9 protein-coding genes are annotated in these 12,730 nt (G+C 42.0%); 1 reads left to right on the forward strand and 8 read right to left on the reverse strand.

Translation table 11 applies throughout. The annotated features are described in order from the left end of the window. Positions 1–22 precede the first annotated feature (22 nt). The 6 genes from ACM0OP_RS02845 to ACM0OP_RS02870 form a co-directional block, all read right to left on the reverse strand. Positions 23–589, reverse strand: coding sequence for a phycobiliprotein lyase (locus ACM0OP_RS02845; RefSeq protein ID WP_414526860.1), 567 nt, complete (start codon positions 587–589; stop codon positions 23–25). Positions 590–648: 59 nt separating this feature from the next. Then, positions 649–1,329: a HEAT repeat domain-containing protein gene (locus ACM0OP_RS02850; protein WP_414526861.1), complete on the reverse strand. Its 681-nt coding sequence runs from the start codon at positions 1,327–1,329 to the stop codon at positions 649–651. A 284-nt stretch (positions 1,330–1,613) separates the two neighbouring features. Next, a complete protein-coding gene (locus tag ACM0OP_RS02855; RefSeq protein WP_414526862.1) occupies positions 1,614–3,731 on the reverse strand; it encodes a TolC family protein in 2,118 nt (705 codons plus the stop codon). 104 nt (positions 3,732–3,835) lie between these two features. Continuing rightward, on the reverse strand, positions 3,836–5,395 hold the full coding sequence (kaiC, locus tag ACM0OP_RS02860; RefSeq protein WP_414526863.1) for a circadian clock protein KaiC: 1,560 nt from the start codon (positions 5,393–5,395) through the stop codon (positions 3,836–3,838). Positions 5,396–5,481: 86 nt separating this feature from the next. After that, positions 5,482–5,799, reverse strand: coding sequence for a circadian clock protein KaiB (gene kaiB / locus ACM0OP_RS02865; protein ID WP_414526864.1), 318 nt, complete (start codon positions 5,797–5,799; stop codon positions 5,482–5,484). A gap of 12 nt (positions 5,800–5,811) precedes the next feature. Beyond that, entirely contained in the window at positions 5,812–6,393 is a 582-nt protein-coding gene (locus ACM0OP_RS02870; protein WP_414526865.1) for a KaiA family protein, read from the reverse strand. A 697-nt stretch (positions 6,394–7,090) separates the two neighbouring features. Between ACM0OP_RS02870 and ACM0OP_RS02875 the strand changes: the two genes are divergently transcribed. Further along, the gene (locus ACM0OP_RS02875; RefSeq protein ID WP_414526866.1) at positions 7,091–10,576 is read left to right on the forward strand and encodes an ATP-binding response regulator; all 3,486 of its coding nucleotides are present in this window, start codon (positions 7,091–7,093) and stop codon (positions 10,574–10,576) included. 90 nt (positions 10,577–10,666) lie between these two features. Here the strand turns inward: ACM0OP_RS02875 and ACM0OP_RS02880 are convergent, their stop codons facing one another. Next, complete coding sequence (locus tag ACM0OP_RS02880; protein WP_414526867.1) at positions 10,667–12,514, reverse strand: ArnT family glycosyltransferase; 1,848 nt, start codon at positions 12,512–12,514, stop codon at positions 10,667–10,669. 16 nt (positions 12,515–12,530) lie between these two features. Further along, the coding region (locus ACM0OP_RS02885; RefSeq protein ID WP_414526868.1) for a hypothetical protein at positions 12,531–12,730 on the reverse strand (200 nt) is incomplete at its 5' end.

A 12,730-nucleotide genomic window follows, 5' to 3' on the forward strand; every position in this document is an offset into this window, starting at 1 on the left:
CCCCTGCTCCCCTACCTCTTTTTTAACTGGAAGTGGAATCAGCCGTTTCAGATGCTTTAGCAGCTGCTGAAGTAACACCCATGCGGATTTCTGAAGTAAAGGAAGCCATACTAAAGCCACCAAAACGCTTCAGCACACTCACCCGCATTCGTAAATTAGGACTAGCAAACCACAAGCGTTCCTCAGAAGACATAGTTTCATACTCTGTAATTAGAGTTAAAGCGCCATCGCTACCCATTTTGTAACTACCAGCAACTGGGGCTTTCTCCGCATAACCCATTTCTCGCAGTAACTTACCTTCATGGGGGTTATTTGCATCCGGGATAGTCGCTAACACGGTGGAACCAGTGTGTTTTTCTTCATCCCATTCCATAGTGCCATTCCAGGTAACTCTAGCACCACAGGAAGCAGTACCAGGATCAATTTCGTATTGTTCACATAGTTTAATTACCTCTGGATGATCTGCTGGTAAACTTTCAACTACCAGCTCTGATTTACCGTCTTCAGATTGTTTAAAAGCCAAATGGTGACTAGTCCGATGGGAAAACCATTTACCAGCACTCAACTCAAAAAATTCTTCAATATTCATGAATAAAATTACCCTGAAAGAAAACACTCAATGTCCTGGTAGGGAGTAAAAAATGAAGGTTAAGCTTGATTACCTGGTTTTTCCAGCCTTACCAAAGAAATCCTCGCCGCTTCCGCAACGTTGGGATGCTGATCTTTTTCTAAGTATTTTAGAGCTGAAATACTCTTAGTAGTGGGAAGATTTCCCAAGGCTTCTGCTAAACGTTGACGAACTAACCAATCTTCTGACTGAGCAAAGCGGAGAATACTATCTACAGATTCAATATCTTGGATTTCCCCTAGTGCCGAAATCGCTGCTTCTTGCAACACAGTTTCCTTGCTATCCAATGCTTGAATTAAAACATCATGGGCCCGTGGATCTTTAATGTTACCCAGAGCAACGGCTGCACTAAAGCGCACTAACCAATCAGTATCTTCATAAAATGTCCTAGACAGGATCTCAAAGGCTCTCGCATCACCCAAATATCCTAAAGCTCCAGCAGCATCGGCACGAATGCCATAATCTGGGTCATTTTCGAGGATTTTTACTAAAATTTCATAAGATTCTCCTGTAGGCTTGACTCCCAGGGCAAATATAGCCATTGATCGCAGTTGTAGCGATTCATCATCCAATACTTTTTTAATTAAAGGTACGGCTTCTTCTGGGGATATATGACGCAAACTGGCAAGAGCTACCATGCGATCGCGCAAATTCGGACTTTCTAACTGGGCAGATATTTCTTCTAAGGGTAGAGTAACCATTTATGTTCCAGAGTTTTCTTAATTTATCTTTACTTATCTTTACTTTAACCGATTCTTTTTTCAGACTTTGATCACAACTCTCCACACCTCCCCACACCCGCCGCACTCCCCTAAAAAAAAAGCCCCACGGATAAATCCGGGGGACAGTAAATAAGATGAAGTTTTGAGATATAGCAATCGCCAAGGAGGTTAGGACATAAACGGATAATAAAACCGAGACACCAAAAGGGTCTTAACCCAGTCCCCAGTCCCCAGTCCCCAGTCACCAGTCCCCAGCGATAAATCTACTCAGCTAACGCCCGATTTGTCACCGCTCGTTGTAACTGAGCTAAAGCGCGATTGTAATCTAAGATAGCTGTAATCCGATTACCTTCAGCTCTTGTCAAGTCATTTTCGGAGTTAATGACATCAGTTTGAGTACCCACACCCGCTTGGAATCGTAACCTTGCCAAACGGAGAGCTTCTCTAGCCTGTTCTAAAGCAGTATCGGCAGTTTGGACGTTTTCCAAATTAGCTCTTTGAGTGGAAAAGGCTTGTTCTACCTGAAAACGGATTTGGTTACGCTGTTCACTAAATCGAGTTTCGGCGATCGCCACATTACTCTGAGCTTGAGCTGCACTAGCCCTAGTCGCTCCCCCATCGAACAAATTCAAACTCGCCCTGACTCCCACAGAATAACCATCAGTCAGACTAGCACCATCATCAAATTGATCTTGCACACCATAACTAGCAATCAAGCTGACTTGAGGCCCCAGTCTAGCCAACTCGGCTCGCCGTTGTTGTTCATTGATATTGCGCTGTGCCAATAGCTGTTGTAACTCAGGACGATTTTGAAACGCTAAAACAATGCTGTTTTCTAAATCTTGATTCCACAAACCAGCTAACTGCACAGGGTCTGCTGCACTCAAATTTAATGATGGTGGCACACTTAAGCGAGTAGCCAAGCGGCGACGGGAAATTTGTTGTTGGGAAAGATTATTAGTCAATTCTTGCTGGGAATTTGCCAAATTTACTTGGGATTGCAACACATCAAATCTTGTCCCCACTCCAGCCCGTTCTAAAGACTCTGCATTTTCCAAACTAGCCTGAGCATTTTCCACAGCAGACCGAGCAATCCGCACTCTTTCATCTGCTTGTTGCAAATCATAGTATTCCGTAGAGACACTCAGGCGAATTTCTTCAGATTGGTTCTCTACAGCCAACTCACTCAACCTCACCTGTTCCTCAGCCTGTCTCACATTAGCGTTCCGTCTACCAGAAGTAAAAAGCTCATAACTTAATTGAGCTTCACCCCTAAAGACTGTGTTAGTTTCGGCCTGTGATGTGATGGGATTGAGATTCCTTTGTCGCTGTTCTTCAGCCGAGCGACTGCGAGTCACATCAGCATTCAAACTCACATTAGGCAAAAAAGCAGCTTCTGCTTGGCGGAGAGCCGCTTGAGAGCGTTCTAGCTCCAATATTGACACCTGTAAATCTCGATTATTCCGCTTTGCCAGTTCTAAAGCCTGTGCCAAAGTAATGGGCTGATTACCTTCTAATCTGACTTCCTCTGGTGTAGTTGGCAATTGTAAAGGATTAGGACTAGGATTTAGGTTCTCAGGAATGGTCATCGCCCCACTAGGGACAAATTCCTGATTTGCTGGCGTTTGCAGAGGAATTTGACCAGTTTGACCAGGTGTAAAGTCTTCAGTGGCTCGTGGCGCACCAATTAACTCCCCGGAACTATTTCCCCCACCTGAAGTAGGATATGTCAGATTTTGTTCAGCGCATACACTATCAGAGAAACAACTATCCACTACTGGTAACTGTCTAGTTTCACTACTTACAAACTCAGTGGGTAAAACTGTGGATAACTGAGTTTCCGGTTGTTTCGGCAAGGCTGCTGATGGCTGTGAACCAGACAATGAAAAAATAGCTGGGTAGACAGAACTTACTTGGGTCGTGACAGTAGCAACAGATGTTTTCTGTAATTCCTGTTCAGAAGTAACGACTGGAATTGTTTGTTCACTGGTTTTAAAATCATCCTGTTCTCCACTGGGGGCAGAACTTAAAGAATCTGTAAAACTGGAAAATTTAACTTCATTTTCTTGAGCAGTTTTTTCTCTGGTTACACCAGTATTTCCTGTCCAAATAATTGAGAAGTTTTGAGTACTTGACCATTGTAAATCCAGTGCTGTTTCCCCAGATTCAGGTACTATGTCTGGAAAAATCTGTGTCTGATTATTAGGCAGTTGAGTATTAATATTATCTGCCATCCAAGTGCGACTATCAGTAAAAGTCAAGACACTGGGAGAGGACGTAAGTTTGAAATTACTTACTGTCCCAGCCAAGGCTGGCTGGCTTGTTAATACTGCTGCTGTGACACTCGGCAAGAAACTATAGAATAAGTATTGTCCTTTCACCGCATCCCCTCACACGAAAATCAATACTAGCGGCAGAAAATTCTTCTTCTCCAAAAAATATAGCATGATCCTAAATTTAGAGATGAATATACTGCGACACTAAATTAAGAATCAGAAGTTGGTTTTTTTTCAAAACGTTGCACTATCCGAGACAGTTCCGCCTTTTCATCGATACTAACGCGGGTAGGCGCACCACTAATAATTCTTTCGTAGTTACGGAAAGAATCTTTAATTTCGGGTCCATCAGCAGTAATATTGTACTCCCGAATGCCTTTGTCGTGCCAAGAACCGCGCATTTTAAACACATTAATTGCCCGTGACATTTCCCCACGAATTTCCACGTATTGCAACATCAAAATCGTGTCGGTAATTGTGGAAATATGGGAATCAGTAATGGAATGTGAACCGAGAAATTTGTCAGTTGTATTGGTAAAAAAACCAGTTATTTCTTCTTGCTTGGCATACCCAGTTACACCAATGACAAACTGACGAAAGGCATTATTACTAACTCCTCTAGCCATTGCAGAAAGGGAGTCAATGGCAATGCGAGATGGCTTAAACAATTCAATTTCTGATTTAATAATTTGCAGGTGATCTTCTAAACCAGTTGATTCAGGATAGGTACAAATTATTTTGAGTAAGCCTTGTCGTTCTAATTCTTCAAAGTCAATTCCCCACGAGTAAGCATTGCGAGATAGTTGAGCGCGTGATTCCTCATAAGCAAATAATATTGCTTGTTCACCATTTATGCACCCATCTTGCACAAATTTACTCACTAATAGAGTTTTACCAGTGCCAGTGGCACCTGTTGCTAAAATAATAGAATCTTTAAAGAAACCACCCCCACACATTTCATCGAGGGTTTTAACACCAGAAGATACCCTGGTATTAGAAGAGCGTTGAGTTAAGCGCATTGCTCCCAAGGGAAAGATATTGATTCCTGCATTGGTAATTGTAAAAGGATACTCCCCTTTCATGTGAGTTGTACCACGCAATTTGAGAATTTCTATTGTGCGGCGGCGACGTTCTCCTTCTAAAACGTTACGCACAATTACCACATTATCAGAAACAAATTCTTCGACTCCAAATGAAGCTACAGAACCATATTCTTCGCTGCGTTCGGTGGTAATAATAGTGGTGACATACAGTTGCTTGAGACGAGCTACAAGGCGAAAAATTTCTCGCCGCACTACCCCCATTGCTTCATACTGCTGGAATACTGCTGTAATGGAGTCAATGGATACTCGTTGGGCTTTATATTTGCGAATGGCATATTGCAAGCGCTCAATAAGTGCTGATAAGTCAAAGTTACCAACAATATCTTGACCTTCCGGATCAGGTGAAGCATCAAGAATAAATAACTTACCTTCTTCTATGAGACGTTGTAAATTCCACCCGAAAATTTGGGCATTTTTAATAATATCACTGGGTGATTCTTCAAAGGTGACAAATACACCAGCTTCATCAAAGCGGGTAATACCGTTATAGAGAAATTGCAGTGATAATAAGGTTTTTCCTGTGCCAGATGTACCACTGACTAGGGTGGTTCTACCAACGGGTAAACCTCCGTGGCTAATATCGTCAAAGCCTTCTATCATCGTGCGAATTTTTTCTACACCAGCAATTTGGGTGTTGTTGGGCGCTGCTTGGTCTTTTTCGCTCATTGCTTATTAACAAATGGGTACTAAACCCAGTTTTTATATTACTAAATTCGGTAATTTATTAGCCAATTTTTATGCTTAAAGGTTGTTTATTCTTCCCAATCTTCTTCACTCAGTTCTTCATAAAGTAAGTCTAATCCAATTAACACTCTTTCTCTGTCTGATAGATCACCAATTATTTTACGAACGGGTGGGGGTAAAATTTTAGATAATGTTGGTGTGGCTAATATTTTATCTTCTTCCGCTAGCTGGGGATTTTTCAGTACGTCAATTACTTTCAAGGCATAGACACCTTGAAATTCTTGTTCTAAGATGTCTTTAAGTATTTTTAAGGCTCTCACTGAGTTGGGTGTGTTCCCAGCTACATAAAGCTTGAGGACATAGGTTTTTTTGGCTGGATTATTCATCTGTTAGGAATTTCATCGATGGAGTGAACACCTATAAGATTCGCAGAGGTGCGCTAGAATATCTATGAGTGTTAGGCGGTAATCTAGTAATGCTTCATCGCTTCTACCTTCTAATTTTAGTTGTATGGAAAAGTCTTCGATTAATTCCATGTGAAATTCAATAATTTGTGGCACAGGAATATTAGCACAAAATACATCATTGATAAATGTATCAATTTTTTCTTTGAGGTTTTTGTCTGCGGTAAAGTAATTTATAAGAATATGGCAATAATCTGATTTGAGTTGTTGTAATAATACCTCTCGATCAACTTGAGTCATTTGCTGAAAGAACTGCTGTGATTTTTGCTTTTGGCATGGAAATACATAAAAATATTTATTCGTAAAATTTTTATTAAGATATCGTTGACACCACCGCAGTAGGTAGTAAATTTTAGCAGTGGTAATAGTAATGATCGGGAAGTCACTAAATAAGTAGATGAGGTTATGGCTACAACAGGACATTTGCCCGCTCCATTGTAGTGGGGTGGTTTGTTGAGCCTCTAAATTGAATATATTTTTGGGTACGGGGGGAAAATTCGATATGAGTGATAACATTGTGTGTACTTATATATCTTAATTAGTCACCCTGACCCATATTGATAGATTATCTAGATTAAAGGGGGATAACACAATTCTATTTATATCTAGTTTTCTATGAAAGTTGCAGTTTGTGTTTGAGAGAACGCTTCATTTCAAGATATAGTCAATATCTGGTGATGATTCAAATGCAGTTTCTTCAATTCTGGAACTTACCCAGTGGTTGAGTCAGGATATGTTGTCAATGAAGATAGGTTCGTTAGTAAATGATTCACTTATGTATATTTGTTGAGGTATAAATATTGCGAATTTTACTCCTTGGTTAAGATAGTTAAATTAAATTCAATTATTGTCGCATTCTAAATCATTATAATTCCTCAAGGTTTATTAGCGAATCTTTGGCCTGATAATTGTTTTAGTTGTGACGATTAGAAAGGAGTTTCAACACCAGTAGGAGATTGACAAGGAGATTACCCTGAAATTCTCAGTGGCAAACAAGCAACGAGTAAATCCTATAAGTCGTGTCTCTGAAGAATATGGCCGTGAGAAGTGTCAAGCGGCAAACTCATTGTTTAAATGGCGTTGAAGTTGTAACCAGAATCGCTGAAATGAGTCTTCTGAAAGAATATTACTTTGCGGCTCGAACACTATTTGCCAAAGTGCTGATGGTAAAGTTGCAAATTTCCACCAAGAAGAATTCCCTTTAAGGTTCCTTATGTCAATGCTACAGTACCCGCTTTATGACTTTCTAGCAACCGTACCTAACTGCGTAGAAACAATTACTCTGGCTAGAGTGCTAGAGATTTTTGAACAAGAGCAGTGCGATCGCTTGGTAGTAGTAAATCAGCAACAATCTCCTTTAGGATTGGTGCAATCTGCCCGTTTGAGCCAAAAAATCTTGGCAGCATCCTGTAAAAGTCCAGGATGGGTGTGGGAGCAGGAGTTGTGTACTTGGGATAAAACGATTATTGAGCCATTAAATATTGTACCAGCAACTTATTGTGTGGAGCAATTCCAAGGACTTTTGAGTTCTTCGGCGCAATTGAGTGGATCTGAAATTACGGGACAAAGGAATAGTCACTTAGATTGGGCGCTGACTGATGGGGAGGGCAAATTTTTAGGTTTGCTAAATAGCGCTGGTCTATTGAGAGCATTGGCTCAGGAAAAGTTGGGGATTAAAGGCACAAGAACTGAGTGCTTACCTTCTGGTGAGAAAACTAATAACGATATTGTTCCCAGTCATTTGAATACTTCTAGGACAAAAGCCACAACTCACTGGACTGGGGAAAAGGGGTCTGAGTATAAATCACAGAATAGGCGATCGCGGAAAATATATCAACGCAAATCAGCCCAAAAATCCCTGGTGCAGTTATTAGAACTCATGCCTTGGCCATTAATGCTGCAAACTGGCACAGGTGAAGTTGTAGCCAAAAACGCGGCTTGGTGGGAGCAATTAGGAGCATTTAAAGATCCGGAGGGCATTCGAGAACAAGTAGAGGCCATATTAGCCCCAGCCCAGAGGAAAACAGCTACAGAATATACTAGACAATCAGCCAGTATCCATCCTCATGGTCGGGGTGAGCATCTCGCCGAGGGACCAGGGAAAGTCTCATCCCATGTAGGAGAAAATAGCTTTCCTGTTAGACATGAACCATCTTCACAAAGGCGACATCAACAGTCAATCACTACAACAACTACAACTAATCGCTGCTTTTTAGACAGCCAAAAGGGTACTTGTACTTGTGTTGTGGAGGTGCAGAATGGTCAGGAGCGAATCTGGCAATTTGCCAAAATTGCTTTAGATAGTCCCAAATCAGAACTGCTATTTCGAGAAATGTTTACTGGGGAATTGAGCCGTCAGCCCAGGGCGGAGAGTTCTAATAATCAAGAAAATCATCAGCTGTCGTTGATATTAGCTACTGATGTTACCGAACAGCAGCAGATGTATAAAGAACTATCAGCGAAAAATGCGGATCTCATTCAACTAAATCGCTTAAAGGATGAGTTTTTAGCTTGTATTAGTCATGAACTCAAGACTCCGCTTACAGCTGTTTTAGGACTATCACGGTTGCTGGTAGATCAGCAGTTGGGTGAACTCAACGAACGCCAAGCCCGTTATGCGGGACTGATTCATCAAAGTGGGCGACATTTAATGAGTGTGGTCAATGATATTTTAGATTTGACGCGCATGGAAACGGGACAGATGGATTTAGCCCTAGTACCTGTGACAATTCGGACAGTGTGCGATCGCGCCATCATGGAAGCACAAGCAATTCACACTCAAACCACCAAAACCACCACTACATCTATGCCCACAGCAGATTCTCGCCGAGAATTTGCCATGACCATTGAACCAGGATTAGAAGAAATAGTCGCCGATGAATTGCGCTTGCGTCAGATGTTGGTACATCTACTTTCCAACGCCTTTAAGTTTACAGAAAACTCTGGTGAAATTGGTTTGCGGGTCAGTCGTTGGGAAGGGTGGATTGCTTTTACTGTCTGGGATACAGGGATTGGGATTCCCGAACATCAGCAACATTTAATCTTCCAAAAATTCCAACAACTAGAAAATCCCCTAACTCGTCAATTTGAAGGTACTGGCTTGGGGTTGGTGTTAACTAGGGCTTTAGCTCGTCTCCACGGCGGTGATGTCAGTTTTTTATCTCGTGAAGGTAAAGGTAGTCAATTTACATTACTCTTACCACCCAGTCCCCCCACCATTGGGTTCAACAGTCCAGACATGGGAATCAAACAAGATAGCAAAAGTCCCATAACCCAAACACGAGAAGTCACCACTGCACCACGTCAGTCTGTAGCTGCAACTACTCCACATTCACTGAGTAGCTCAAAACGATTAGTCCTAGTAGTCGAAGCTGTAGCCCGATATATTGAAGATTTGACGGATCAGCTCAACGGTTTAGGTTATCGGGTGGTAATTGCTCGCTCAGGCACAGAAGCAGTGGAAAAAGCCCGACGCTTGCAACCGAAAGCTATTTTTCTCAATCCTTTATTACCTTTACTTTCTGGTTGGGATGTGCTGACTTTATTGAAATCTGATGCTTTAACTAGACACATTCCCGTGATGGTGACGGCGACGGGGGCGGAAAAAGAACAAGCCTATGCTCATCACGCAGATGGTTTTCTAAATTTACCAGTGCAACATCAGTCTTTAGTACCAGTTTTAGAACAGTTAATTGGGGGTTCAGCAATTACACACTCTGGTTTAAATCAGCAGGAAGTCACCCCTAAGATAATTCCGCTCAGGATTCTACGGTTAGTCGAACAAAATATAGAATCAATTAACCCCCACCCTTCACTACGAGAACATCGGGTAATTGAGGTAGATGACTTAGATCAGGCAGAACTTTTGGCGCGGGTTTGGCAATTTGATGTGATTTTACTAGATGCACAAGGTTCTCTGGCGCAAACCTATTTAGAACAGTTAGCGCAACATCCTATTTTGGCTGATATTCCTCTGGTGACTTGTGATGTCGCCACTAGTTTAGCGGCTTCCCAGATACCTGGGTTGTCAGTTTTTCCTTACTTAACCCCATTCGGCAAAGATGAGGATCATCTGGATAGGGAAAAAATAGATCCGTTATTATCTGTGCTACAAATTGCATCTGGTATCTGTTGTCCCCCTAGTATCCTAGTGGTAGATTTGGCGATGCTGGCGGTGACAGAGGGTGATCATTTACGGCAAATCAACCCACAAAAATTAGAAGATCAGCCAACGGTGCATACTTCTTCCCCTAATCACGAAATTAGCCAACGGGGATCTGAATGGTTCCAAGCTTTAATTCAGTATTTACAAACGGCTGGGTTAAAAGCTGCAATGGGACGTTATTGGTCAGAAGTTATACAACAAATTCGTCACCAAAGCGTTGATTTACTGCTGATTTGCTTGGGAGATACTTTAGTTGATCAAGATGTGATCTTCAAGTTGAAAGCTTTGGCAGATTTACCTTTTGAGTTACCACCAATTTTAATTATCGACCAGAGATTACATCAAACTTTGACTTCAGAAGAAAGTTCTGCATCTACCCAGGGTTTGGATGCAACTGCTAATTTGATGAGTGAGTTAGCTGAGGTTGTGGTTCATATCTCCTCTGGAAAAGAAGATGTGGCTGCTCATGTTTTACCTCGTTCTATTTCTATGGAAGATTTATTAACTCAAATCAATCATGCTTTAGGTATCTGAGGGAACAGGGAACAGGGAACAGGCTTGCCCTTGGCGGTTGCTATAAATGCCAGATTTTTTAGCTTTATACCCCAAATCGAGGTTTTATATTTACTCAGCAAACCCTAATAAGGAGATTTTCAGTGTTTCTTTATTGCTCTTTTTCAAGGAAACTCGAATTAATTGATAAGATGCCTGAGTGTCTAAAATATCATAAGTACCGGGCTGTAAGTCCATTTTCACCAAGGCTTTGGCTTGAGCAATTATTAGTAGAGAAGGCGGTTGTGCTGCTTCAGCTTGGCGATTTTGAATATGTGCTAGAGCATCTGCGGTCAGTTTGAGATAATTAACTGGCATTTGCGTGTAAAAGGCTACGCTTGGTTTGGAGAAACCCACCATAACTAATTCTTCATTGGATTCCTTGGCTGTGACGACGAGGGCTGATAAATCTTTTAATGGTTGCTGACGTAGCTGATCCATGAAGAACAATGATGGGATTAAGACGATGAGCAAAAATGCGGTAAATGTGATCAGGTTGATGCTAATAATACTGTGCCAATACCGACTGATGATCAAGGCGGCAATGATCACTGCGCCTAAAAACCAAATTAATCCCCCAAGTTGTGGTAAACCTGCGTTTTGAATCAGGAGGGGAAAGCCTGGTGCAACGGAATAATCATTGATCAGGTTGTTGATGTAATACATTGCTACTGCCAAAATGGTCACAAATATGACGTTTACCCAAGTGCTGATTTTGACGGCAGAACTGGCTGATGGCATATTTTGGTTGGGTTCGGGAAAAAAGTCACTCCAAATTAAGGCTATTAAAATAGCTACTGCTGGCATCAGGGGTAACACGTAGCTGGGCAGTTTGGTGACGGCAATAGTAAAGAAGCTAAAGATACTAATAAACCAGACGCAGGCAAATAAACCCAAGTGTTGAGAGCGTTTTTGCGATAGCCAGTGCGATCGCTGCCAAAATTTTTGTTGTGCGATCGCTAAGGGTAAATAGACTGAGTACGGCGCAAAACCCAGTAATACTACTAAAAAATAGAAATACCAAGGGGCGGCGTGACCATTGACTACTTCTGTAAACCGTTCTACGTTATGGTAGCCAAAAAAAGCATCGATATAGTCCCAACCATTCTGCCAAGTTACGAGCAAATACCAGGGGGCTGATAGGGCAAAAATAATCAACATACCCATGAATATCCGCATTTCTTGGATTACTTCGCGGAATTTACCCACATAAATCATAAATGCGCCAATAATCATTACGGGTAGGACGATTCCTACCGGACCTTTGCTCAAAATCGCCGCCGCAATTAGCACGTAACAAGCTAAGTACCATTTATTAGGGAATGGAGAGTTGGCAAGTTTAGCCTGTTGTTCTTCTTGAGTTGCATAGCCGAGAAAAAAACATAATAAGGCTGAGGCCATACACCCAGTGAGCATCATATCTGAGACACCGGTTCTGCCCCAAACAATCATTTCTGGGTTCAGTGCTAGCATGGCTGCACCGATTAAGGCGGTTAAGTTGCGCTTTGTTGGGGATGTAGTCCCTGCTATTTGGTCTTGTTTAGAGAAATGCCACTGTAAAATATAGAATGTAAAACCGATAATGCCAATGGCGGCGATCGCGGAAGGAAGTCGCACTGACCATTCATTAACGCCAAAAATTGAGTAGGCGATCGCTTGACACCAGTAAATTAAAGCTGGTTTATCAAAACGAGTTTCGCCATTAAAAAAGGGGGTAATCCAATTACCTGTAACCAACATTTGACGGGACGCTTCGGCAAATAAAGGCTCAGTTTCATCAATTAAGCTGATACTGCCCAAATTCCAGCCATAAGCCAGCCAAACAACCAAAATTAGTATTGTCACCGCCCACACTGGACTTTTCAAGAGATTGTGACAATGCTTGTGAACAGTAACCGGAATACTTAGTTTCATCCTCATTATTTATTAGTTATAGCTAGGGATTGGGGACTGCGGATTGGGGATTGGGGACTGGGGATTGGGGATTGGGGATTGGGGATTGGGGATTGGGGATTGGGGATTGGGGACTGGGGACTGGGGATTGGGGATTGGGGATTGGGGATTGGAAACTAAAAATCTTTCCTCCCACACTTCCCACACTTCCCACACTTCCCACACTTCCCACACTTCCCACAC

The sequence above is a fragment of the Nodularia chucula CCY0103 genome (assembly GCF_963923915.1).
Lineage (GTDB): Bacteria > Cyanobacteriota > Cyanobacteriia > Cyanobacteriales > Nostocaceae > Nodularia > Nodularia chucula.